The organism is Pseudomonas anguilliseptica (assembly GCF_900105355.1).
Lineage (GTDB): Bacteria > Pseudomonadota > Gammaproteobacteria > Pseudomonadales > Pseudomonadaceae > Aquipseudomonas > Aquipseudomonas anguilliseptica.
In genome coordinates, this window is the sequence record NZ_FNSC01000001.1 from 4,093,545 (window position 1) to 4,115,745 (window position 22,201).

22 protein-coding genes and 1 pseudogene are annotated in these 22,201 nt (G+C 60.6%); 19 read left to right on the forward strand and 4 right to left on the reverse strand.

What is annotated here, in order from left to right; all coding sequences use genetic code 11:
- Positions 1-43 precede the first annotated feature (43 nt).
- Positions 44-685: a GNAT family N-acetyltransferase gene (locus BLW24_RS20065; RefSeq protein ID WP_090386325.1), complete on the reverse strand. Its 642-nt coding sequence runs from the start codon at positions 683-685 to the stop codon at positions 44-46.
- A gap of 143 nt (positions 686-828) precedes the next feature.
- Between BLW24_RS20065 and xthA the strand changes: the two genes are divergently transcribed.
- The 6 genes and pseudogenes from xthA to BLW24_RS20095 all read left to right on the forward strand — a co-directional run bounded on the left by xthA (position 829) and on the right by BLW24_RS20095 (position 5,320).
- Positions 829-1,644, forward strand: coding sequence for an exodeoxyribonuclease III (xthA, locus tag BLW24_RS20070; protein ID WP_090386327.1), 816 nt, complete (start codon positions 829-831; stop codon positions 1,642-1,644).
- A gap of 103 nt (positions 1,645-1,747) precedes the next feature.
- Positions 1,748-3,130, forward strand: coding sequence for a substrate-binding domain-containing protein (locus BLW24_RS20075; RefSeq protein ID WP_090386329.1), 1,383 nt, complete (start codon positions 1,748-1,750; stop codon positions 3,128-3,130).
- Between the two features lie 109 nt (positions 3,131-3,239).
- Positions 3,240-3,527 (forward strand): hypothetical protein, encoded by a 288-nt coding sequence (locus BLW24_RS25745; protein WP_139272719.1) that lies wholly within the window; start codon positions 3,240-3,242, stop codon positions 3,525-3,527.
- Positions 3,470-3,982: a substrate-binding periplasmic protein gene (locus BLW24_RS20085; RefSeq protein WP_090386333.1), complete on the forward strand. Its 513-nt coding sequence runs from the start codon at positions 3,470-3,472 to the stop codon at positions 3,980-3,982. The genes BLW24_RS25745 and BLW24_RS20085 overlap by 58 nt, the downstream gene beginning before the upstream one ends.
- Before the next feature lie 146 nt (positions 3,983-4,128).
- Positions 4,129-5,112: pseudogene (locus BLW24_RS20090) on the forward strand (TerC/Alx family metal homeostasis membrane protein).
- 4 nt (positions 5,113-5,116) lie between these two features.
- Complete coding sequence (locus BLW24_RS20095; protein ID WP_090386335.1) at positions 5,117-5,320, forward strand: hypothetical protein; 204 nt, start codon at positions 5,117-5,119, stop codon at positions 5,318-5,320.
- A 54-nt stretch (positions 5,321-5,374) separates the two neighbouring features.
- Here the strand turns inward: BLW24_RS20095 and BLW24_RS20100 are convergent, their stop codons facing one another.
- Positions 5,375-6,604: an acyl-CoA dehydrogenase gene (locus BLW24_RS20100; protein ID WP_090386337.1), complete on the reverse strand. Its 1,230-nt coding sequence runs from the start codon at positions 6,602-6,604 to the stop codon at positions 5,375-5,377.
- A gap of 158 nt (positions 6,605-6,762) precedes the next feature.
- Between BLW24_RS20100 and BLW24_RS20105 the strand changes: the two genes are divergently transcribed.
- From BLW24_RS20105 to BLW24_RS20150, 10 genes are all read left to right on the forward strand, one after another.
- Positions 6,763-7,695 carry a LysR family transcriptional regulator gene (locus BLW24_RS20105; protein ID WP_090386339.1) on the forward strand — a complete coding sequence of 311 codons (933 nt, stop codon included), beginning with the start codon at positions 6,763-6,765 and terminating at the stop codon, positions 7,693-7,695.
- An 18-nt stretch (positions 7,696-7,713) separates the two neighbouring features.
- Positions 7,714-8,043 carry a low molecular weight protein tyrosine phosphatase family protein gene (locus tag BLW24_RS20110; RefSeq protein WP_090386341.1) on the forward strand — a complete coding sequence of 110 codons (330 nt, stop codon included), beginning with the start codon at positions 7,714-7,716 and terminating at the stop codon, positions 8,041-8,043.
- 145 nt (positions 8,044-8,188) lie between these two features.
- A complete protein-coding gene (locus tag BLW24_RS20115; RefSeq protein WP_090386343.1) occupies positions 8,189-8,590 on the forward strand; it encodes a MerR family transcriptional regulator in 402 nt (133 codons plus the stop codon).
- A 29-nt stretch (positions 8,591-8,619) separates the two neighbouring features.
- The gene (locus BLW24_RS20120; protein WP_090386345.1) at positions 8,620-9,783 is read left to right on the forward strand and encodes an isovaleryl-CoA dehydrogenase; all 1,164 of its coding nucleotides are present in this window, start codon (positions 8,620-8,622) and stop codon (positions 9,781-9,783) included.
- 103 nt (positions 9,784-9,886) lie between these two features.
- On the forward strand, positions 9,887-11,494 hold the full coding sequence (locus BLW24_RS20125; RefSeq protein WP_090386348.1) for a carboxyl transferase domain-containing protein: 1,608 nt from the start codon (positions 9,887-9,889) through the stop codon (positions 11,492-11,494).
- Positions 11,495-11,584: 90 nt separating this feature from the next.
- Positions 11,585-12,385: a gamma-carboxygeranoyl-CoA hydratase gene (locus tag BLW24_RS20130; RefSeq protein ID WP_090386350.1), complete on the forward strand. Its 801-nt coding sequence runs from the start codon at positions 11,585-11,587 to the stop codon at positions 12,383-12,385.
- Complete coding sequence (locus tag BLW24_RS20135) at positions 12,382-14,343, forward strand: acetyl/propionyl/methylcrotonyl-CoA carboxylase subunit alpha (protein ID WP_090386353.1); 1,962 nt, start codon at positions 12,382-12,384, stop codon at positions 14,341-14,343. The genes BLW24_RS20130 and BLW24_RS20135 overlap by 4 nt, the downstream gene beginning before the upstream one ends.
- Before the next feature lie 242 nt (positions 14,344-14,585).
- Complete coding sequence (locus BLW24_RS20140; protein ID WP_090386355.1) at positions 14,586-15,488, forward strand: hydroxymethylglutaryl-CoA lyase; 903 nt, start codon at positions 14,586-14,588, stop codon at positions 15,486-15,488.
- 217 nt (positions 15,489-15,705) lie between these two features.
- A complete protein-coding gene (locus BLW24_RS20145) occupies positions 15,706-17,661 on the forward strand; it encodes an acetoacetate--CoA ligase (RefSeq protein ID WP_090386357.1) in 1,956 nt (651 codons plus the stop codon).
- Between the two features lie 153 nt (positions 17,662-17,814).
- Positions 17,815-18,399, forward strand: a complete 585-nt coding sequence (locus BLW24_RS20150; RefSeq protein ID WP_090387809.1) for a substrate-binding periplasmic protein — start codon at positions 17,815-17,817, stop codon at positions 18,397-18,399.
- Positions 18,400-18,487: 88 nt separating this feature from the next.
- Here the strand turns inward: BLW24_RS20150 and BLW24_RS20155 are convergent, their stop codons facing one another.
- On the reverse strand, positions 18,488-19,717 hold the full coding sequence (locus tag BLW24_RS20155; protein ID WP_208600200.1) for a PilT/PilU family type 4a pilus ATPase: 1,230 nt from the start codon (positions 19,715-19,717) through the stop codon (positions 18,488-18,490).
- A 155-nt stretch (positions 19,718-19,872) separates the two neighbouring features.
- Here BLW24_RS20155 and BLW24_RS20160 point away from each other — a divergent pair, with 155 nt between their 5' ends.
- From BLW24_RS20160 to BLW24_RS20170, 3 genes are all read left to right on the forward strand, one after another.
- Positions 19,873-20,139: a peptidylprolyl isomerase gene (locus BLW24_RS20160; protein ID WP_090386359.1), complete on the forward strand. Its 267-nt coding sequence runs from the start codon at positions 19,873-19,875 to the stop codon at positions 20,137-20,139.
- Positions 20,140-20,145: 6 nt separating this feature from the next.
- The gene (locus tag BLW24_RS20165; protein WP_090386360.1) at positions 20,146-20,514 is read left to right on the forward strand and encodes an MmcQ/YjbR family DNA-binding protein; all 369 of its coding nucleotides are present in this window, start codon (positions 20,146-20,148) and stop codon (positions 20,512-20,514) included.
- A gap of 133 nt (positions 20,515-20,647) precedes the next feature.
- Complete coding sequence (locus BLW24_RS20170; protein WP_090386362.1) at positions 20,648-20,986, forward strand: exonuclease/endonuclease/phosphatase family protein; 339 nt, start codon at positions 20,648-20,650, stop codon at positions 20,984-20,986.
- 135 nt (positions 20,987-21,121) lie between these two features.
- On the opposite strand, the gene BLW24_RS20175 is transcribed toward BLW24_RS20170, so the two are convergent.
- Entirely contained in the window at positions 21,122-22,102 is a 981-nt protein-coding gene (locus tag BLW24_RS20175) for an IS5 family transposase (protein ID WP_090375222.1), read from the reverse strand.
- Positions 22,103-22,201 lie beyond the last annotated feature (99 nt).

Sequence of the window (22,201 nt, forward strand, 5' to 3'; positions counted from 1 at the left end):
TTAACGCGACACGGCCGACGCGCAGCAGATCCGGGGCGGGCTTTTAGGCGCTGGCTTTGACTGCCACTTGCGGGCTTGGATGGAAGAACACGTGCTCGATAATCGGGCCGATGGCCACCTCGCCGATTTCCTCGTAACCCTGACGTTTATAGAACTCCAGGTAGTGCCCGTTGCCGGTATCCAGCACCACCCCCTGGGAACTGGCGTCTTCGGCGCACCAATTGTGCAGCGCTTCAAGCAGTTGCTCGCCGAGGTGCTTGCCCTGGTATTCCGGGTGAATGCCGAGCAGCGGCAACACATGATAGGGACCCGGCGGCAGGCAGGCGATTACCGCATCGTGGTATTCCAGATACCTTTTGGTGCAACGAAAACCGGTGGTCAGCAGCATGCGCATGCGCCAGCCCCAGCTTTCGGTGATGTCCATGCGTCGCTGCGGCGGGGCGATCAGCGCCATGCCGATCAGGCGGTCGTCGATCAGCAGGCCAATCGCCGGCAGGTCTTCGGCAAAGTGCTGCTGCACCAGCTCACGCACCGTGGCGCGTACGCGCTGGTCATAGCCCGGCCGCTCGGCTTCAAACAGGTAGGCAAAGGTGGGGTCGTGGCGATAGGCGTGATACAGCAGCGAGCGTGCTTCGCGGGCATAGCCACCATCGAGCATACGTACTTCGGCGAGACTGTCAGGCATCTGCGTGACCTCTGTTGTTCTTGATTTACTGGGCCTGCAGCCACGTTAGCACCGCACACCCAGTGCCGCCACAGGCTGGCCGGCAGGGCCGCTAATCGGCTAGCATCGCGGGCTTTCCAGAGCCACAGCCAGGACTGCCGCCCATGAAGATCGTCTCCTTCAATATCAATGGCCTGCGTGCACGCCCGCATCAACTGGCCGCATTAATCGAGAAACACCAGCCGGATGTTATCGGCCTGCAGGAAACCAAGGTGGCCGACGAGCAGTTCCCCGAGGCGGATATCCGTCAGCTCGGCTACCACGTGCACTACCACGGCCAGAAAGGCCACTACGGCGTCGCCCTGCTCTCGCGCCAGAAACCATTGAGCCTGCACAAAGGCTTTCCCGGTGATGCCGAAGACGCACAGCGACGCTTTATCTACGGCACCTTCGCCGATGCCCAGGGCAACCCGGTAACAGTGATGAATGGCTACTTCCCGCAAGGTGAAAGCCGCGACCACCCGACCAAGTTCCCGGCAAAACAGCGCTTCTACGCCGACTTGCAGCAATTGCTGCTCAACCAGTTCAGCCCCGAACAGGCGCTGGTGGTAATGGGCGATATCAATATTTCGCCGGAAGATTGCGACATCGGCATTGGCGAGCCAAACCGCCTGCGTTGGCTGAAAACCGGCAAATGCAGCTTCCTGCCGGAAGAGCGCGAATGGCTGGCCACCCTGAAGAGCTGGGGCCTGGTCGACAGCTTCCGCCACCTCAACCCAACGGTGAATGACCGCTTCAGCTGGTTCGATTACCGCAGCCGCGGTTTCGAGGACGAACCCAAGCGCGGCCTGCGCATCGATGTGATTCTCGCCTCTCAGGCGTTGCAGGCGCGGATCAAGGATGCCGGCGTTGACTACGAACTGCGTGGCATGGAAAAGCCATCGGACCACGCCCCCATCTGGCTTGAACTGGCGCATTAAGCCTGCAACAGAGCCTTCACATAGATAAGTGACTGTCATATTACAGTCACTTTTTTGTCTTATCTTCGCGGCACTTTCACTCACCCATATAGGTGTTTGCCGCATGCCGCGCGCCTCCTCTGCCTTCGAACGTGATACCTGGATTCGCACCGTCAGCTTTCTGCTGCTCGGCTCCATCTGCTACGCCCTGCCCTGGTCGGTATTCGCCGCCCTGCCCATCCCCAGCGATAGCAACAGCGTGCTGCTCATTCAGGGTTCCAACACCATCGGCGCGAGGCTTGGCCCTGCACTGGTCAAAGGCCTATTCGAAGAACAGGGGCTGAGCGCCATTCGCATCGAAGCTGGCGCGGCGGAAAACGAGCAGAAGATCATCGGTAAAACCGCCGATGGCCGCAGTGTGAGCATTGAAGTGGCGGCCCATGGTTCGGGCACGGGGTTTACCTCATTGGCCGACGGCAGCGCCGAACTGGCCGCTTCGTCCCGGCCGATCAAGGACAGCGAAGCCACCAGTCTGCTGAGCCTGGGCGACCTGAAAAGCGCCAGCGCCGAGCAGATCATCGCCCTCGACGGCCTGGCCATTATTCTGCACCCGAGCAACCCGCTCGCCGCGCTCAACACCACGCAACTGGCGCAGGTATTCGCCGGGGAGATCAACAACTGGGCGCAACTCGGTGCACCGGCCGGGGCCATCACCCTGTACGCCCGTGATGACAAATCCGGCACCTTCGACACCTTCAAGGAACTGGTGCTGAGCGCCAATGGCAAAGCCCTGGCTACCAACGCCAAACGCTTCGAGTCCAGCGAGAAACTTTCCGACTCGGTCAGCCAGGACCCTAACGGCATCGGCTTTATCGGCCTGCCTTATATTCGCCAGGCCAAAGCCGTGGCGATTGCCGCCGGTGACTCGCAACCGATGCTGCCGAGTCTGACCCTGATTGCCACCGAGGATTACCCGTTGTCGCGCCGGCTGTTTCTGTATAACCAGCCGGAGCTGAGCAATCCCTGGGGGCGCGCCCTAGTGCAGTTCGCCCACAGCACACGTGGCCAGGCGATTGTCGACCAGAACGGCTTTATCGCGCAGACCGTGCAGGCAGTGAAAATCCCCGCCAATACGCAAATGCCGGCGAACTACCAGACCCTGGCACAGAATGCTCAGCGTCTGTCGGTGAACTTTCGCTTTCAGGAAGGCAGCGCCAACCTCGACAACAAAGCCCTGCGCGACCTTAACCGGCTGATGGCCTACCTGCGCGAACAGAACAAGCTGCATGACAAAGTGGTGCTGGTGGGCTTTGGCGATGCCAAGGCCGACACGGCTCGCGCTGAACTGTTGTCCAAGCTGCGCGCCATGGCCGTGCGTCGCGAGCTGAACAAGGGTGGTGTGATCTTCCGCGACATCATCGGCATGGGCGATGAGCTGCCGGTAGCCGCCAACAGCGGCAATGACGGACGGATCAAGAACCGTCGAGTGGAAGTCTGGGTTTACTAGAGCAGACTCAACCCCGGCGTTGTGCGCAGAATTGCGGCGTCAAGCAGTGATTAGCAACGCCGAATGGCTAAGCTGAACAGACTTTATCGCCTCTATTTGAGCTTCTGCCATGCCCGCTACACCTCTGCGGCTGATCCTGCTGCTGGCTCTGCTGCTTGTACAAACCGCCCAGGCCGAGGTGTTCCGCGTGTTTGGCGCACACGATGGCTTCCCCAAGTACTTTGAGGAGGATGGCGAGGCCAAGGGCATTGTCGTGGACATCAGCAAACACTGCCTGAACCAGATGCAGGTGCCCTATCAGATCCAGCTGCTGCGCTGCCATGGAAACGCGCCTACACCATGGCCGAGCGCAGCGAAGGCGGTGTCATCGGCCTGTCGATCAGTGATGAACGCCTAACTCTGTTCGACTTTTCCGAACCGATCTTCACCGAACATATCGTGCTGGTGGTGCAAAAAGGCCGCGAATTCCCCTACCAGAACATTACCGACCTGAAAGACAAGCTAATCGGCACCAGCTATGGCACCGCCTATGACGAAACCGTGGCCAACGGCACCCTGACCATCGTCGGTTTCAACGACACCCGCAGCGGCCTGGGTATGCTGCAGCGTGGTCGCATCGATGCGATCCTGCTCGGTTCAAGCATCGATATCAGCAGGCTCGCCCAGAGCTGGCCTGGCTTACATCCGGATGCCTTTACCACCTTGCCGGTGCCGGTCAAGAGCGACAGCAAGCACATGGGCATCGCCAAAGCGCTGAAGATGGGCTGGTTTCTGGAGCAGTTCAATCAGTGCCTGAAAAATGGTCACGACACCGGATTTTTTGCCCCGATCATCTACCAGTACAGCAACTGAACCCCCGCTCCTGCGCTTGCCAAGTTCGCCAGCAAAGCCTATTGCTTAATCAGCGTGACGCCGGGCCCCTCTGGCGGTGAGCCTTCACCGTGATGTCGGAGTCACTGAGTTGATTCTCAACTTAGGCGGACATTCGAGGTGGCTCCATGGATAGCCTGGCAAGCATGCTCACCACTCCATTATTCGGCACCCCAGGCTGGTTCTGGCTGGCCTTTCTACTGATCATCCTCGGCTTGCTGATACTCGACCTCGGCGTGCTGCACCGCGACCAGCATGAAATCGAAATGCGCGAAAGCCTGCTGCTGTACAGCGGCTACTTCGGTGTTGGCATAGCCTTTGGCGGCTGGATCTGGTGGCAGCTGGGGGCAACCAAGGCGCTGGAGTTCTACACCGGTTTTCTGGTTGAGCAATCGCTGTCGATGGACAACGTGTTCGTTATGGCGGTGATCCTCAACTTCTTCGCCATCCCGCGGCGCTACCAGCACCGCGTGCTGTTCTGGGGCATCCTCGGGGTGATCGTGCTGCGCGCAACTATGATCGGCCTGGGCACGGCGCTGGTGCAGAACTTCGAGTGGGTGCTGTACCTGTTCGGCGCGTTTCTGCTGTTTACCGGGGTGCGCATGCTTTCGGCCAAGGAAGAACAGCACCCCGACCTGAGCCAGAACCGCTTGCTGCAGTTCCTGCGCAGGCATATCCGAGTGACCGCGGATACGCACGGCGGACGCTTCCTGGTGCGTCAGCCAGACAGAAAGTCGGGCAAGCACCTGCTGCATGCAACGCCACTGCTGCTGGCCCTGGTGCTGATCGAACTGGCTGATCTGGTGTTTGCCGTGGACAGCGTGCCGGCGGTGCTGGCCATCTCCCAGGACCCGTTTATCGTCTACACCTAGAACATCTTTGCGATTCTCGGCCTGCGCGCGCTGTACTTTGCCCTGGCGGCGCTGATGCACCGCTTTATCTACCTGAAGTACGCCCTGGCGCTGGTGCTGATGTTTATCGGTGGCAAGATCTTTCTCCACGATATCGTCAAGGTGCCCGCCCTGCTCTCGCTGTGCATGACCCTCGGCTTGCTGGCAGGCGGAGTGCTATTGTCGCTACTGAAGACCCGCGCACCCAGGCAGGAGCATTGATCGTTTGAGTTCACCGAGCATCGTTATCGAGCCGCTGGTGCAGCGCGGCAAGCTGCGTTGGCAAGTGCGCATGGGCAGGCGCAGCCTGATCTTCCATCAGGAGCAGGCCGCCCGTGCCTTCGCGGCGCAGTTGCATATGCGCCTGCTTTGGCTGCAACAAAGCGCGAATCCCGATGATGGGTTTGCTCCGCCGGGGACACCGCATTAGCCATAACGCACAAGGCCCGCATTTGCGGGTCTTGTGGTTTTTCAGTGAAGCGCTTTAGCGGCTGGCGTTCATCACTTCTTTCGACACGTACTTGCCGATCTCGAACTTGCCGATGGCTGCGCGGTGCACCTCGTCCGGGCCGTCGGCCAGACGCAGGGTGCGCTGCATGGCGTACCAGTAGGCCAGCGGGAAGTCGTTGGAAACCCCGGCGCCGCCGTGGATCTGGATCGCCCGGTCGATCACCTTCAGCGCCACGTTGGGTGCAACCACCTTGATCTGGGCGATTTCACTGGCGGCAATCTTGTTGCCCACGGTGTCCATCATATAAGCCGCGTTCAGGGTCAGCAGGCGGGCCATATTGATCTCCATGCGCGAGTCAGCGATGTGATCGATATTGCCGCCCAGGCGGGCCAGTGGCTTGCCGAAGGCAGTGCGGTTGATCGAGCGCTCGCACATCAGTTTCAGTGCGCGCTCAGCCATGCCAATCGAGCGCATGCAGTGGTGAATCCGACCTGGGCCAAGGCGACCCTGGGCGATCTCGAAGCCACGGCCCTCACCTAGCAGCACGTTCTCGTAAGGCACACGGACGTTTTCGAACAGCACTTCGGCGTGGCCGTGTGGCGCGTCGTCGTAGCCAAATACCGGCAGCGGGCGCAGCACTTTCACACCTGGGGCGTCCATCGGTACCAGAATCATCGAGTGTTGTTGGTGGCGAGGGCCATCCGGGTTGGTCAGGCCCATGAAAATCATGATTTTGCAGCGTGGGTCGCAAGCGCCGGAAGTCCACCACTTGCGGCCGTTGATCACCCACTCATCGCCCTGGCGTACGGCGCTGGCCTGCATATTGGTGGCATCCGAAGACGCCACGCCCGGTTCGGTCATGGCGAAGGCGGAGCGGATGGTGCCGTCCAGCAGCGGCTTGAGCCATTGCTCTTTCTGCGCTTCGTTGGCGTAGCGCACCAGCACTTCCATATTGCCGGTGTCCGGCGCGGCGCAGTTGAACGGCTCGGCACCGATCAAGGAGCTGCCCATGATTTCTGCCAGTGGCGCGTATTCAGTGTTGGTCAGACCGGCGCCCAGCTCGGACTCCGGCAGAAACAGGTTCCACAGGCCTTCGGCTTTAGCCTTGGTTTTCAACTCTTCCATGATCGCGGTGGGCTGCCAGCGGTCGCCTTGATTGACCTGTTGCTCGAACACGGCTTCGGCTGGATAGACATGGGTCTCCATAAACGCGGTGACGCGTTCACGCAGCTGCTGAACCTTGGGGGAGTAGGCGAAATCCATGATAGCTACCTTCTGACGCTGATTTTTGGGGAGTTCGGTGAAGTGGAAATGATGCTAGAACAGGGCTTAGGATTTATCTAATCTATTCTCACTGTGTATAAACATTCATCACCGATATATGATCCACTGATACCGACAACCTGCGGAGCGAGCGTGTAATGAATCTGAACAAGGTCGACCTCAACCTCTTTGTCGTCTTCGATGCCATCTACACCGAGGCCAATCTGACCCGCGCCGGACAGATCGTCGGTATTACCCAGCCCGCCGTGTCCAACGCCCTGGCACGCCTGCGGGAAACCTTCAATGACCCGCTGTTTGTACGCACCGCCCAGGGCATGGTGCCCACGCCAATGGCGCAGAACATCATCGGCCCGGTGCGCAATGCGCTGCAGCAACTGCGCATCTCCGTGCAGGAAAGCCGCATCTTCAATCCGGCGCAGGCCAACAAAACCTTCCGCATCAGCATGACCGACCTCACCGAGGCCATCGTCCTGCCGCCGCTGTTCCAGCGCCTGCGCCGTATGGCGCCCAATGTGAATATCGAAAGCATGCTGGCCCGACGCCGCGAAACCACCAAGGAGCTGGCCGCCGGCCGCCTGGACTTCGCCGTGGACGCGCCGTTGAATACCGACCCGCAGGTGCGCCACGTCAAACTGATGGAAGACCGTTATGTCTGCGCCATGCGCCGCGGCCATCCGCTGGCCAAGGACAAGATCACCCTGGATGAATACATGGGCCTGACCCACATCCATATCTCCAGCCGCCGCAGCGGTCTCGGTCACGTTGATCTGGCCCTCGGCCGTATGGGTATTCAGCGCAAGATCGCCCTGCGCTCGCAGCATTACCTGATGGCCACCACCGTGCTGCAAGGCACAGACATGGCCATGACCGTACCGGAGCGCTTTGCCCGCCGTAATGACCTGCATTTTGTTGAACTGCCAGTCAAAGACATGACGCCGCTGGAGACCCATCTCTACTGGCATGAAAGCACCGACCAGGACCCGGCCAACCGCTGGATGCGCGAACAAATCATCGAGATTTCCCAGCAGGCCACGGCCCAGGAAAAGAAAACCCTGAAAACCCAGGCCTGAGCCTTCGGATAGCACAACATGTCACTCAAGGTTCTATTCATCTGCGCCAAGAACCGCCTGCGCAGCCCCACCGCCGAACAGGTTTTCGCCAATTGGCCTGGGGTTGAAACAGCCTCGGCCGGGGTCAACCGCGATGCCGACAACCCAGTCAGCCCGGAACTGCTGGAGTGGGCCGAGTTGATCCTGGTGATGGAAAGCCGCCATCGGCGCAAGCTGGCCGAGAAATTCCGCCGCCAGCTTGGCAACAAGCCTGTCTACAGCCTGAATATCCCCGACGACTACGCGTTTATGGACCCCGCGCTGGTGCAAGTGTTGCAACAGCGTGTACCTCCCTATCTTTCTAGATAAGCGCTGCAAGCCTTTATCGCATAACAGTTTTTAGTTCATAAACCCGCATTAGGCTCGATCAACCCGATAACCCTGCACGCGCTCTGGTTGACTACAGGCGCCGGCAAGCTTACGTTAACGTAAAGGTAAACAAGAGCACTGCCGTATGTCCGCCACCACCTACTCCATTTCCGAACTGGCCCGCGAGCTGGATATCACCACCCGCGCCATTCGCTTTTACGAAGAACAGCAGATGCTCAGCCCCGAGCGCCGCGGCCAGGAGCGTATCTACACCGCCAAGGACAAGGTCACCCTCAAGCTGATCCTGCGCGGCAAGCGCATCGGTTTCTCGCTCGCCGAGTGCAAGGAACTGATCGAGCTGTACGACCCGGTGCACGGCAATCACAAGCAGCTGCACACCTTTATGGCCAAGATCGCCGAGCGTCGCGCCCAGTTGCAGCAGCAACTGCTGGACATCGAACAGATGCAACTTGAGCTGGATACCGCCGAAGAGCGCTGCATGGCGGCTTTAGCTGAAACCGATAAAAAACAAACTGTTATCTCCTGAACTTAATTCTAACAATTACAGGTGGAACCATGAGCTATCCAACCCTCAACTTCGGTCTCGGCGAGACCATCGACATGCTGCGCGACTCGGTCTACCAGTTCGCCCAGGCCGAGCTGGCCCCGCGTGCTGCGCAGATCGACCGCGACAACGAGTTCCCCATGGACATGTGGCGCAAGTTCGGTGACATGGGCCTGCTCGGCATGACCGTGGAAGAGGAATACGGCGGCACCAACATGGGTTACCTGGCCCATGTGGTGGCCATGGAAGAGATCAGTCGAGCCTCGGCCTCAGTCGGCCTGTCCTACGGCGCGCACTCCAACCTGTGCCTCAATCAGATCCGCAAGAACGGCACCCATGAGCAGAAGGCCAAGTACCTGCCCAAGCTGTGCTCCGGCGAGCACATCGGCGCCCTGGCCATGAGCGAGCCAAATTCTGGTTCTGACGTGGTGTCGATGAAGCTGCGCGCCGAGAAACGCGGCGACCGCTACGTGCTCAACGGCAACAAGATGTGGATCACCAACGGCCCCGACGCCCACACCTACGTGATCTACGCCAAGACCGACATCAGCGCCGGCTCACGCGGCATGACCGCGTTTATCGTCGAGCGCGACTACAAGGGTTTCTCCCGCCACCAGAAGTTGGACAAGCTGGGCATGCGCGGCTCCAACACCTGCGAGCTGGTATTCGAGGACTGCGAAGTACCGGAAGAGAACATCTTAGGCAGCGAAGGCGCTGGCGTGCGCGTGCTGATGAGTGGCCTGGACTACGAGCGCACCGTGCTCTCCGGCGGCCCGACCGGAATCATGACGGCCTGCATGGACGTGGTGCTGCCCTACGTGCACGAGCGCCAGCAGTTCAAGCAGTCGATCGGCGAGTTCCAACTGGTGCAGGGCAAGCTGGCCGACATGTACGCCGGCATGAACGCCTCCAAGTCCTACCTGTACAACGTGGCCAAGGCCTGCGACCGCGGCGAGGAATCGCGTAAAGACGCCGCCGCGGTGATCCTCTACACCGCCGAGATGGCCACCAAGATGGCCCTGGACACCATCCAGCTGCTCGGTGGTAACGGCTACACCAACGAGTACCCGGCCGGCCGCCTGTTGCGCGATGCCAAGCTCTATGAGATCGGCGCCGGTACCAGTGAGATTCGTCGCATGCTGATCGGCCGCGAACTGTTTAACGAAACCAAATAAGGCGTTTGCCTGCGTAGGATGGAAAACCGCGAAGCGTTTTCCACCAATGCCGGTGGATGGATAAAGCGCCATCCACCCTACGGATTGAACCGGAGCCAACTCGATGGCCATTCTGCACACCCATATCAACACCCGTTCGCCGGAGTTCGCTGCTAATAGCGCGGCCATGCTGAGCCAAGTGAACGACCTGCGCGCCCTGCTCGCCCGTGTTCATGAAGGCGGCGGCGCCAAGGCTCAGGAACGTCACACCTCGCGGGGCAAATTGCTACCGCGTGAGCGTATCAACCGCCTGCTGGACATCGGCTCGCCATTTCTGGAGATCGGCCAGCTGGCCGCCTACGAGGTCTACGGCGAGGATGTACCCGCCGCTGGCGTGGTCGCGGGTATCGGCCGGGTCGAGGGTGTGGAATGCATGATCGTGGCCAACGACGCCACGGTCAAAGGCGGCAGCTACTACCCGCTGACCGTGAAGAAGCACCTGCGCGCGCAAACCATCGCCCAGCAGAACCGCCTGCCGTGCATCTACCTGGTCGACTCCGGCGGTGCCAACCTGCCGCGCCAGGATGAGGTATTCCCCGACCGCGAGCACTTCGGCCGGATCTTCTTCAACCAGGCCAATATGTCGGCCATGGGCATCCCGCAGATCGCCGTGGTCATGGGCTCCTGCACCGCCGGCGGCGCTTATGTGCCGGCCATGGCGGATGAAGCAATCATGGTGCGCAACCAGGCCACCATCTTCCTCGCCGGCCCGCCGCTGGTAAAAGCCGCCACCGGTGAGATGGTCAGCGCCGAAGACCTCGGTGGCGCCGATGTGCACTGCAAGACCAGCGGCGTGGCTGACCATTACGCCGACAACGACGAACACGCCCTGGCCCTGGCCCGCCGCTCGATCGCCAACCTCAACTGGCGCAAGCTGGGCGTGCTGAACAGCCTGGCGCCAATCAACCCGCTATATAGCGGCGAAGAGCTGTATGGGGTGATTCCAGCAGACGCCAAGCAGCCCTTTGATGTTCGCGAAGTGATCGCTCGTATCGTCGATGGCAGCGTATTCGATGAGTTCAAGGCGCTGTTTGGCACCACCCTGATCTGCGGCTTTGCGCATATCCACGGCTATCCGGTAGCGATCCTCGCCAATAACGGGATTTTGTTCGCTGAATCGGCGCAGAAAGGCACGCACTTTATCGAGCTGGCCTGCCAGCGCGGCATTCCGCTGCTGTTCCTGCAGAACATCACCGGCTTTATGGTCGGGCAGAAGTACGAAGCCGGCGGCATCGCCAAGCATGGGGCCAAACTGGTCAACGCCGTGGCCTGCGCCAAGGTGCCGAAATTCACTGTGATCATCGGCGGCAGCTTCGGCGCCGGTAACTACGGCATGTGCGGCCGCGCCTTTGAGCCGCGCTTCCTGTGGATGTGGCCGAATGCGCGGATCGGCGTAATGGGCGCCGAACAGGCTGCCGGCGTGCTGGTACAGGTCAAGCATGAACAGGCTGCTCGCGCCGGGCAAAGCTTCTCCGCCGAAGATGAAGCCGCGCTTAAGCAGCCAATCCTCGAACAGTACGAGCGCCAGGGCCACCCCTACTACTCCAGTGCGCGGCTGTGGGACGACGGCGTGATCGACCCGGCGCAAACCCGCGACGTACTGGGCCTGGCCCTGTCCGCCAGCCTTAACGCGCCGATCGAGCCAAGCACCTTTGGCGTGTTCCGCATGTGATTCGTGGGAGGGGCTTTAGCCGCGACAAGGTGAAAAGCTTGCGGCTAAAGCCCTTCCCACAGAGCCAACTCATTTTTCGAGTCGAACACCATGACCGACTTCAACACCCTCGAACTGCAAACAGACCCACGCGGCTTTGCCACCCTCTGGCTCAATCGTGCGGACAAGAACAACGCCTTTAACGCCGAGATGATCCGCGAGCTGATTCTCGCCCTCGACGCGGTGATGGCCGAAAAAAGCCTGCGCTTTCTACTGCTACGCGGCCGTGGCAAGCACTTCTCCGCTGGCGCCGACCTAGCCTGGATGCAGCATGCGGCGACCCTGGACTACAACGCCAACCTGGCCGACTCACGCGAGTTGGCCGAGCTGATGCACAACCTGTATCAACTGAAAATCCCGACCCTGGCTGTGGTGCAAGGCGCCGCTTTCGGTGGCGCGCTGGGCTTGATCAGCTGCTGCGATATGGCCATCGGCACCGTTGATGCTCAGCTGTGCCTGTCCGAGGTGCGCATCGGCCTGGCCCCGGCGGTGATCAGCCCTTTTGTCGTACAGGCGATTGGCGAACGCGCGGCGCGGCGCTATGCCCTGACGGCCGAGCGCTTTAGCGGCGAACGCGCCCAGGAGCTGGGGCTGTTCGCCGAATGCTACCCGGCAGAGCAACTCGATGACGCGGTAAACACCTGGGTCGACAACCTGCTGCTCAATAGCCCGCAAGCCATGCTGGCGAGCAAGGATCTGCTGCGCGAAGTCGGCAGCGGCGTGCTGACCCCGGCGCTACGTCGTTATACCGAGAACGCCATCGCCCGTATCCGCGTCAGCCCCGAAGGTCAGGAAGGTCTGCGGGCCTTTCTGGATAAACGCAAACCCGCATGGCAGGAGCCGCAAGCATGAGCCTTAAGCCTATCGACACCTTGCTGGTGGCCAACCGTGGCGAAATCGCCTGCCGGGTAATGCGCACGGCCAAGGCCATGGGCATCCAGACCGTGGCGGTACACAGCGCCATCGACGCCGGCGCGCGCCATGTGCGCGAAGCCGATCTGGCGGTGAATCTGGGCGGCGCCAAACCAGCGGACAGCTATCTGTTGATCGACAAGATCATCGCGGCGGCCAAGGCCAGCGGTGCTCAGGCGATTCACCCAGGCTATGGCTTTCTCTCGGAAAACGCCGGCTTCGCACGCGCCATCGAAGCCTCTGGTTTGATTTTTCTCGGGCCGCCTGCCTCGGCCATCGACGCCATGGGCAGCAAATCTGCCGCCAAAGCGCTGATGGACGCCGCCGGAGTGCCGCTGGTGCCGGGTTATCACGGCGAAGCACAGGATGTGGAAACCTTCCGCAGCGCCTCAAACACAATCGGCTACCCGGTGCTGCTCAAGGCGGCGGCCGGCGGTGGTGGCAAGGGCATGAAAGTGGTCGAGCGCGAAAGCGAACTGGCCGAGGCCCTGGCCAGCGCCCAGCGCGAGGCGCAGTCATCGTTCGGCGACTCGCGCATGCTGGTGGAAAAATACGTGCTCAAGCCGCGCCATGTGGAAATCCAGGTGTTTGCCGACCAGCATGGCAATTGCCTGTACCTGAATGAGCGCGACTGCTCGATCCAGCGTCGCCACCAAAAGGTGGTGGAAGAAGCCCCTGCGCCGGGCCTGTCGCCAGAGCTGCGCCGCGCCATGGGCGAGGCGGCAGTCAAGGCCGCCCAGGCTATCGGCTATGTCGGCGCCGGCACCGTGGAGTTTCTGCTGGATGAGCGCGGCGACTTCTTCTTTATGGAGATGAACACCCGCCTGCAGGTCGAGCACCCGGTTACCGAGCTGATCACTGGTCTCGATCTGGTCGCCTGGCAGATCCGCGTTGCCCGTGGCGAGCCACTGCCGTTGACACAAGATCAGGTGCCGCTTATCGGCCACGCCATTGAGGTGCGCCTGTATGCCGAAGACCCGGAAAACGACTTTCTCCCGGCCACCGGCACCCTGGCGCTGTACCGCGAAGCCAATCCCGGACCGGGCCGCCGAGTCGATAGCGGCGTAGCAGAAGGCGATGAAGTCTCGCCCTTCTATGACCCGATGCTCGGCAAGCTGATCGCCTGGGGCGAAAACCGCGAAGAAGCGCGTCTTCGCCTGCTGGCCATGCTTAAGGAAACCTGCGTGGGCGGAGTCAGAACCAACCTGACATTCCTGCAACGTGTGTTGTCCCATCCGGCCTTTGCCAAGGCCGAGCTGGATACCGGCTTTATTCCACGTCACGAAGCTCAGTTGCTGCCTCCGGTAACCGATTTACCGAGCGAATTCTGGCAACTGGCTGCCGAAGCCTTTGTGCAGAGCGAAGCACCGCAGCAGTGCCACGACGATTTCCATTCACCCTGGTCAGGCAACAACGGTCTGCGCCTGGGTTTACCGGCCGAGACTGACGTGCATCTGGTCTGCCAGAGCGAGCGCCAGGTGGTACGCCTGCGCCATGCTTCGGCTGCCACCGCTCATCTACAAAGCGAAGTTCTGCAGGTAGAGCGCGACGGCCTGCGTCAGCAACATCTGGCCATTCGCCGGGGCGACACCCTGTACCTGCACTATGCCGGCGAGCTGCGCAGCATTCAGCGCGTAGACCCGATTGCCGAAGTCGAGGCCAGCCATCAGCATCACGGTGGCCTGACGGCGCCGATGAACGGCAGTATCGTCCGGGTGCTAGTCGAGACCGGCCAGCAGGTCGAAGCCGGCACTGCGCTGGTGGTACTGGAGGCGATGAAGATGGAGCACAGCATCCGCGCGCCGCAGGCCGGAACGGTCAAGGCCTTGTATTGCGGCGAGGGAGAGATGGTCAGCGAAGGTACAGTGCTGGTGGAGCTGGAAGAAGCCAGCGCATAAATTGATGACCTCTGTGGGGGGGGGCTTTAGCCGCGATAACAGCGACAAAACGCTCGCCGCTAAAGCGCTCCCACAAATAGACGCGCGTAGGGTGGACATCGCTTTTATGTCCACCTGGGCATGCACAGCGAAGGGGCTTGGTGGGTGTATAAAGCGACATCCACCCTACAACTACCGCACCTCAAGCAACGCAGGATGGGTTGAGCAGCGCGATACCCATCGAAATAAACAACGAGGCAACGATGAACCTACCCAAACAAGTCCGGCTGGTCGAAGTCGGCCCGCGCGACGGTTTGCAGAATGAGAAACAGCCGATCAGCGTGGCCGACAAGGTACGCCTGGTCGATGGCCTGTCTGTCGCTGGCCTCAGCTATATCGAAGTAGGCAGCTTTGTCTCTCCCAAGTGGGTGCCGCAGATGGCCGGCAGCGCTGAGGTGTTTGCGCAGATTCAGCAGCTGCCAGGTATTACCTACGCCGCCCTGGCACCCAACCTGAAAGGTTTCGAAGGTGCGCTGCAAGCGGGAGTGCGCGAAGTGGCGGTGTTTGCCGCCGCTTCGGAAGCCTTCTCGCAGAAAAACATCAACTGCTCGATCAGCGAGAGCCTTGAGCGCTTTGTCCCGGTAATGGACGCAGCCAAGCAGCATGGCATTCGCGTGCGCGGTTATGTGTCCTGCGTGCTGGGCTGCCCGTATGACGGCTTTGTACCGCCCGAGCAGGTCGCCAGCGTAGCCCGTGAGCTGTACGCCATGGGCTGCTACGAGGTGTCCCTGGGCGACACCATCGGGGCCGGTACCGCCGGGGCCACTCGCCACCTGTTCAACGTGGTCGGCCGCGAGGTACCACGCAACCTGCTGGCCGGGCACTTCCATGACACCTACGGACAGGCACTGGCGAATATCTACGCCAGTCTGCTGGAAGGCATCAGCGTATTCGACAGCTCGGTCGCCGGGCTGGGCGGTTGCCCTTACGCCAAAGGGGCCACCGGCAATGTCGCAACCGAAGATGTGCTGTACCTGCTTGAGGGCCTGGGCATCGAAACCGGCATTGATATAAACAAGCTGATCGCAGCCGGCCAGCGCATTTGTGCGGTACTGGACAAACCCAATGGCTCACGGGTGGCACGGGCCAGACTGGCCAGTGCCTAGCGGCAGGCAGTGCGTAAGGTTTTGTTTACGCACTGTAAAGCACACGCCTCAGGCTGACGGCCTATCGCCTGAGGGCGGTGCAAAGTGACTACAGCTACAGCTGATACTGATCAAAACAGCGCAGCAACTGCTCGACGCAAGCCCGCCGCCAGTCAGTAGGCTTGCCGCACCAAGCCGGCTAACAATGTCGGCATAACAAGAATGATGAGGAAGCACGATGCAACAGCCCCTGTGGACGCCTTCTGCCGAACGTATTGCGGCGACACGAATGGACAGCTTTCGCCGCTTCGTCAATCAGCGCCACAGCCTGCAGCTGGTCGACTACCCCGCCCTGCACGCCTGGAGCGTGACGCAACGTGAAGCCTTCTGGCAGGCGGTGGTCGAGTTCTTCGAGGTGCGTTTCAGTGCACAACCCGACGCCGTATTGCAGGAAGGCAAGGCCATGCCCAGCGCCCACTGGTTTCCTGGCGCAACCCTGAATTTTGCCGAACACCTGCTGCGCCGCCGTGATAACCACCCGGCCCTGATCGCCATTGGCGAAGATGGCTCGCGCGAGCAACTGAGCTATGCCGAGCTGGCGGCCCATGTCGCGGGCCTGCAACGCAGCCTGCGTGATGCCGGCGTGAGTATCGGCGACCGCGTTGCTGCCTTTATGCCCAACACCTGGCAAACCCTGGTCGGCATGCTCGCCGCGACCAGCCTGGGTGCAACCTGGTCGAGCTGCTCGCCAGACTTTGGCACCCAGGGGGTAATCGACCGCTTCGGCCAGATCGAACCCAAGGTGCTGATCGCCGCCGCCGGTTACCGCTATGCCGGCAAGAATCTGGATCTGACCGCCAAGCTCAATGAAATCCTCGACCGCCTGCCCTCGCTCGAGCAGCTGATTGTGGTGCCCTATTCCAATGCCCAGGCCAAAGCCGCCGACTTCCATTCGGCGGCCAAGGTGGCGTTGTGGCAGGACTTCTACCAGGCCGGCGGCGAGCCCGAATTCACTCAGGTCCCGTTCGACCACCCGCTGTATATCCTCTATTCCAGCGGCACCACCGGCGTGCCCAAGTGCATCGTGCATGGCGTCGGCGGCACCTTGCTGCAGCACGTCAAGGAGCTCGGCCTGCACACCGACCTGCACGCCGACGATACGCTGTTCTACTACACCACCTGCGGCTGGATGATGTGGAACTGGCTGGTCTCAGGCCTGGCCCTGGGCGCCACTCTGGTGCTGTTCGACGGCTCGCCCTTCCACCCTGGGGCCGAGCGCCTGATCGACCTGATCGACGCGGAAAACATCAGCATCTTCGGCACCAGCGCCAAGTTTCTCGCCGCGCTGGAAAAAGCCGGTGCCAAACCCGGTAGCACACACGCGCTGCAGCGCCTCAAGGCGATTCTGTCTACCGGATCACCGCTGTCCCATGAAAGCTTCGAGTACGTCTACCGCGAGATCAAAGCCGATGTGTGTCTGTCGTCGATCTCCGGTGGCACCGACATCGTCTCCTGCTTCGCCCTCGGCAACCCAGTGCTGCCGGTGTGGCCTGGTGAGCTGCAGTGCAATGGCTTAGGGATGGATGTGCAGGTGTGGAACGAAGCCGGCCAACCGGTAAGCGGCGAGAAAGGCGAACTGGTCTGCGCGCAGCATTTCCCATCGATGCCGATTGGCTTCTGGAAGGATGCCGATGGCAGCAAGTTCCAGGCAGCTTACTTCGACACCTTCCCCGGCATCTGGGCCCATGGCGATTACGCCGAAATCACTGCCCACGGCGGCCTGGTGATTCACGGCCGCAGTGATGCGGTACTTAACCCCGGCGGCGTGCGGATCGGTACAGCCGAAATCTACCGCCAGGTGGAAAAGGTCGAAGCCGTGCTGGAATCCATCGCCATCGGTCAGGAGTGGGACGATGACGTGCGTGTGGTGCTGTTTGTCCGCCTACGCGATGGCATCGAACTGAGCGACGCGCTGCAAACGCAGATTCGCCAGGTCATCCGCGCCAACACCACACCGCGCCATGTCCCGGCCAAGATCATCGCCGTGGCGGATATCCCGCGCACCATCAGCGGCAAGATCGTCGAGCTGGCGGTACGCAACGTGGTGCACGGCAAACCAGTAAAAAACACCGATGCCCTGGCCAATCCGCAGGCGCTGGAGCTGTACCGCGACCTGGCAGAACTGCTGGACTGAAGCCGCAGAAACCCAGCCAGCACCCCTGCTGTGTCTATACTCCGAGCCAGTCGCTGCGGGAGTATTGATGTGGCTGTGCGCTGGCTCTTTTTCGCAGTATTGCTGACCTCGCTGAGCCTGAGCGCAACAGCACGGGAGCCTTTGGTGCTGCATATGCCGGATGCGCCGCCGCTGACCTTCGTCAGTTTTCAGGGCGGCTACGGCATGGTCGGCGATGTGGCATTGGCCGCGATTGTCCGCGCGGGGTATCTCAGCCATATCCATGTAACCCCTTGGGCCCGTGCCCAGCAGCGGGTCAGTCGCGGGAAAAACCTACTGATCATCCCGCTTTCGCGCACCCCGGAGCGCGAAGCGCTGTACACCTGGATCGTCCCCATTTCGTCGCTTGAGCGCGCCTTCTTCAGCCTCGATGCACCGGTGGCCAACTTTGCCGAGGCGCGTCAGCGTTACCGGCGTATTGCCGTCGGTCATGGGACTGCACAAATGGAAATACTCAAGAGCGAGGGCTTTAGCGAAACGCAGATTGTCAGCCTCAAGCTTGGCGATAATCCCGCCCGCATGCTTGAACTGGATCGTGTCGATGCCTGGTTTACCGGGGTGCCGGAAGGATTGTATCTGTGGCCACACAGCGACAATCGCTTGCAGATGAGCCCTGTGCTGGCCAGCACCGACATGTACCTAGCCTGCTCGAAAGACTGTGATGCGCAGTTGCAAGAAGATCTGCGCAAGGCCGTTTAAGCGCTACGTGCCGAAGGCATGATCCAGCGCATTCAGGACGCCTACCGGCCCGTACATTAATGGCGGACACACCAGTCGCCATCGGATTTCAGATACCTTTGCGCCCGGGGTCCTCGGGCAGTTGCTCTTCTTCAATATCTTCCAGCTTCAATTCCAGCCCCCACTCACCCGCCGACGCGGCCGGTGCCGCAGGTGCAGCAGGAGTCGGAGCTGCGGCCACTGGCGCGGGGGCTGCGGCCGGCACGGAGGCTCCTGGATTGTCGCGGTAGAGTTTGAGCTTGAGGCGCACGTTGTTCGCCGAATCGGCGTTTTTAACTGCTTCTTCTTCATCAATCGAGCCATCGTTGACCAGGTCGATCAGCGCCTGATCGAAGGTCTGCATGCCGAGATTTTTCGACTTTTCCATGATCTCCTTGATCTCGGAAAACTCGTTGCGCTTGATCAGGTCACGGATGGTCGGCGTGCCGAGCAGCACTTCCACCGCTGCCCGGCGCTTGCCGTCGATGGTCTTGACCAGCCGCTGTGAGACAAATGCCTTGAGGTTGTTACCCAGGTCATTGAGCAGCTGCGGACGGCGGTCATCCGGGAAGAAGTTGATGATGCGGTCCAGCGCCTGGTTGGCGTTGTTCGCGTGTAGCGTGGAGATCGCCAAGTGGCCGGTGTCGGCAAAGGCCAGGGCATGCTCCATGGTCTCGCGGTCACGGATCTCGCCGATCAGGATTACGTCCGGCGCCTGACGCAAGGTGTTCTTCAGTGCGGCATGGAAGCTGCGGGTATCCACCCCCACCTCACGCTGATTGATGATCGACTTCTTGTGCTTATGCACGTACTCCACCGGGTCCTCAATGGTGATGATATGGCCACCGCTGTTGCGGTTGCGGTAGTCGATCAGCGCCGCCAGGGAGGTCGATTTGCCCGAACCGGTACCACCGACAAACAACACCAGACCGCGTTTCTCCATCACGGTTTTAAGTAGCACTTCCGGCAATTTGAGGTCTTCGAACTTGGGAATGTCCATCTTGATATTGCGCGCGACTATCGACACTTCGTTGCGCTGCTTGAAGATATTGATGCGAAAACGCCCGACGCTGGCAATCGAGATGGCCAGGTTCATTTCCAGCTCACGTTCAAACTCATCGCGCTGCGCACTATCCATCACCGAGTCGGCAATAGCCGCCACCTCGCCGGCCTTTAGCGGCTCGGCGCTAAGCGCCTTGAGCACGCCATTGAACTTGGCACAGGGCGGCGCCCCGGTGGAAAGATAAAGGTCGGACCCGTCCTGGCTGGACAGGATTTTCAGCATGGCATTGAGGTCCATAACGAGATTTCCCGCAGGTTGGATTTATTACGTTAGGCCAAGATTACGCTTCGCCCTCGAGAAACTCGGCGCGAGCCCGGCTCAAGCGCTAAGCGGCTGAGAATGCTGGCACAATACGCTCATCCAAATCCGAGGAGCCCGTCACGCCGAAGGCAATGGCCCGCCATATTCTGGTGAAAACCGAAGCAGAAGCCGCCGCACTGAAAAAACGTATTGCCGCCGGCGAGGCGTTTGACGTGCTGGCGCGCAAGTACTCAACCTGCCCCTCTGGCAAGAAAGGCGGCGATCTGGGTGAGGTGCGCCCCGGGCAGATGGTGCGCGCCATCGATCAGGTGATCTTCAAAAAGCCGGTACGTGAAGTCCACGGCCCAGTGAAAAGCCAGTTTGGCTATCATCTGGTGCAGGTTTTCTACCGCGAGTGATCTGTTATGACGCCCGAACATGTTGCTGCTTTCTGCCTGAATCTGCCGGGTGCCCGTGAGGACATCAAATGGGGCGGCGTAAGGGTGTTCTCGGTGGCCGAGAGCAAGATGTTCGCCCTCTTCCACCTGGGCAGCCATGACGGCTTGGCCTTCAAGGTTGATGCAGATCTATTCCTCGGCTACTGCGACCGCCCGGGCATCCGCCCCGCGCCTTATCTGGCCCGCGCGCACTGGATCAGCATGGCCGCACCTTACCCGCTCAGCGATACCGAACTGCGCGAGCTGCTGACGCGCTCCCATCAGTTGGTGGTGGCCAAACTGCCCAAAGGCCTCAAGCTGGCCCTGCTGCTCGACCCGCCAGCAGCGGATTCGTAACAGCCGCGTCATGCCGCTGTAACCCGCTCAATGCAGACTGCGCTGGTGCTGGTCTAGCCCACCCACCTTTCGATCATTTTCGCAGTTAACGGTGACTGGAAGACTGGCCATTCCCCTACCCGGAGGCCACCCCATGCATCGCTGCCTGTTGCCACTGCTGTGTTTCAGTACGTTTGCCCTATCCGCCCCGACCTTTGCCCAGGCAAACCCGGATGAGCAGTTCAAACTGCTAGCGCATAACGTGTTCCTGCTGCCCAGCACGATAAAACCGGGTTGGGGCCAGCAACAGCGCGCGGCGCTGATCGCGGAGGCGGCGTATATCCAGGGCCAGGATGCTGTCATTCTCAACGAACTGTTCGATAACCCGGCGTCGAATATTCTGCTCAATGGTTTGCAAAGCCATTACCCATTCCAGACCCCCGTGCTCGGTCGCAGCCGCACAGGCTGGGATGCGACCCTAGGGATCCTCTGAAGTAGCCATGCGTTTCAGGCCGACTTCAGCCTCCGCTGATTTTGAAAGCGGAAAATCGATCAAAAACGATCATATCATCCGCTTATTTTTGTGTTTTTAGCCGCCGCGAGCACCTCGCGGCGGCTATTGCCCATATTACGGGCGCACCTCTCCTGCAGTTGCCAGTAAATGTCTGCGTGCCATCCACAGGTTCGACAGCGCAAACAGCGTGACCAACTGCGCCGTGTTCTTGGCCAGGCCGCGGAAGCGCGTCTTCACATAGCCGAACTGCCGCTTGATCACCCGAAACGGGTGCTCGACCTTGGCGCGCACCTGGGCTTTGGCCTTCTCGATCTTGCGCTTGGCTTTGTATAGCGCGCTGCGCTTATCGAGTTTCTTGTAGGTGCTGCGGCGTGCCGCCACCTGCCAGATAACCTTCCGACCCTCATGCTCCGGACGCTTTTCCACACCGGTGTAACCTGCGTCGGTACAAACCACGTTCTCGTCGCCATGCAGCAGCTTATCCACCTGGGTGACGTCCGCCACGTTGGCCGCCGTGCCCACCACGCTGTGCACCAGTCCAGACTTGTCATCCACACCGATGTGGGCCTTCATGCCGAAGTAGTACTGGTTGCCCTTCTTGGTCTGGTGCATCTCCGGGTCGCGTTTACCGTCTTTGTTTTTGGTCGAGCTGGGCGCATTGATCAACGTCGCATCGACGATGGTGCCCTGGCGCAGGGACAGGCCGCGATCCCCCAGGTAGCCGTTGATCACAGCCAAGATGCCAGCCGCCAGTTCGTTTTTTTCCAGTACGCGACGGAAGTTGAGGATGGTGGTTTCGTCAGGGATACGCTCCAGGCTCAACCCGGCGAACTGCCGCAGAATGGTCGTTTCGTACAGCGCCTCTTCCATCGCAGGATCGCTGTAACCGAGCCAGTTTTGCATCAGATGAACACGCAGCATCGCCATCAACGGGTACGCCGGGCGACCGCCTTCACCCTTGGGGTAATGTGGATCGATCAGGGCAATCAAGCCCTTCCACGGCACCACCCGATCCATCTCGATCAGGAACAACTCTTTGCGGGTCTGCTTGCGCTTGCCGGCGTACTCGGCATCGGCGAAGGTCATCTGCTTCATCGGAAAACTCGGTGGGTGGCGTCCGGGCATTTTGCCAAAATCAGGAAGACTTATTCAGAGTTTCCTTAGCTGGAGTTGCACCAGGTTTCGTAACCACTC

Bases quoted from the DNA above. Each gene is read 5' to 3' on its own strand.
- BLW24_RS20125 (WP_090386348.1), top strand. From the start codon at position 9,887: ATGGCCATTCTGCACACCCATATCAACACCCGTTCGCCGGAGTTCGCT.
- BLW24_RS20165 (WP_090386360.1), top strand. From the start codon at position 20,146: ATGACGCCCGAACATGTTGCTGCTTTCTGCCTGAATCTGCCGGGTGCC.
- BLW24_RS20065 (WP_090386325.1), bottom strand. From the start codon at position 685: ATGCCTGACAGTCTCGCCGAAGTACGTATGCTCGATGGTGGCTATGCC.
- BLW24_RS20140 (WP_090386355.1), top strand. From the start codon at position 14,586: ATGAACCTACCCAAACAAGTCCGGCTGGTCGAAGTCGGCCCGCGCGAC.
- BLW24_RS20115 (WP_090386343.1), top strand. From the start codon at position 8,189: ATGTCCGCCACCACCTACTCCATTTCCGAACTGGCCCGCGAGCTGGAT.
- BLW24_RS25745 (WP_139272719.1), top strand. From the start codon at position 3,240: ATGCCCGCTACACCTCTGCGGCTGATCCTGCTGCTGGCTCTGCTGCTT.
- BLW24_RS20085 (WP_090386333.1), top strand. From the start codon at position 3,470: ATGGCCGAGCGCAGCGAAGGCGGTGTCATCGGCCTGTCGATCAGTGAT.
- BLW24_RS20135 (WP_090386353.1), top strand. From the start codon at position 12,382: ATGAGCCTTAAGCCTATCGACACCTTGCTGGTGGCCAACCGTGGCGAA.
- BLW24_RS20175 (WP_090375222.1), bottom strand. From the start codon at position 22,102: ATGAAGCAGATGACCTTCGCCGATGCCGAGTACGCCGGCAAGCGCAAG.
- BLW24_RS20155 (WP_208600200.1), bottom strand. From the start codon at position 19,717: ATGGACCTCAATGCCATGCTGAAAATCCTGTCCAGCCAGGACGGGTCC.
- BLW24_RS20105 (WP_090386339.1), top strand. From the start codon at position 6,763: ATGAATCTGAACAAGGTCGACCTCAACCTCTTTGTCGTCTTCGATGCC.
- BLW24_RS20170 (WP_090386362.1), top strand. From the start codon at position 20,648: ATGCATCGCTGCCTGTTGCCACTGCTGTGTTTCAGTACGTTTGCCCTA.
- BLW24_RS20110 (WP_090386341.1), top strand. From the start codon at position 7,714: ATGTCACTCAAGGTTCTATTCATCTGCGCCAAGAACCGCCTGCGCAGC.
- BLW24_RS20130 (WP_090386350.1), top strand. From the start codon at position 11,585: ATGACCGACTTCAACACCCTCGAACTGCAAACAGACCCACGCGGCTTT.
- BLW24_RS20120 (WP_090386345.1), top strand. From the start codon at position 8,620: ATGAGCTATCCAACCCTCAACTTCGGTCTCGGCGAGACCATCGACATG.
- BLW24_RS20145 (WP_090386357.1), top strand. From the start codon at position 15,706: ATGCAACAGCCCCTGTGGACGCCTTCTGCCGAACGTATTGCGGCGACA.
- BLW24_RS20150 (WP_090387809.1), top strand. From the start codon at position 17,815: ATGCCGGATGCGCCGCCGCTGACCTTCGTCAGTTTTCAGGGCGGCTAC.
- BLW24_RS20100 (WP_090386337.1), bottom strand. From the start codon at position 6,604: ATGGATTTCGCCTACTCCCCCAAGGTTCAGCAGCTGCGTGAACGCGTC.
- BLW24_RS20160 (WP_090386359.1), top strand. From the start codon at position 19,873: ATGGCCCGCCATATTCTGGTGAAAACCGAAGCAGAAGCCGCCGCACTG.
- xthA (WP_090386327.1), top strand. From the start codon at position 829: ATGAAGATCGTCTCCTTCAATATCAATGGCCTGCGTGCACGCCCGCAT.
- BLW24_RS20075 (WP_090386329.1), top strand. From the start codon at position 1,748: ATGCCGCGCGCCTCCTCTGCCTTCGAACGTGATACCTGGATTCGCACC.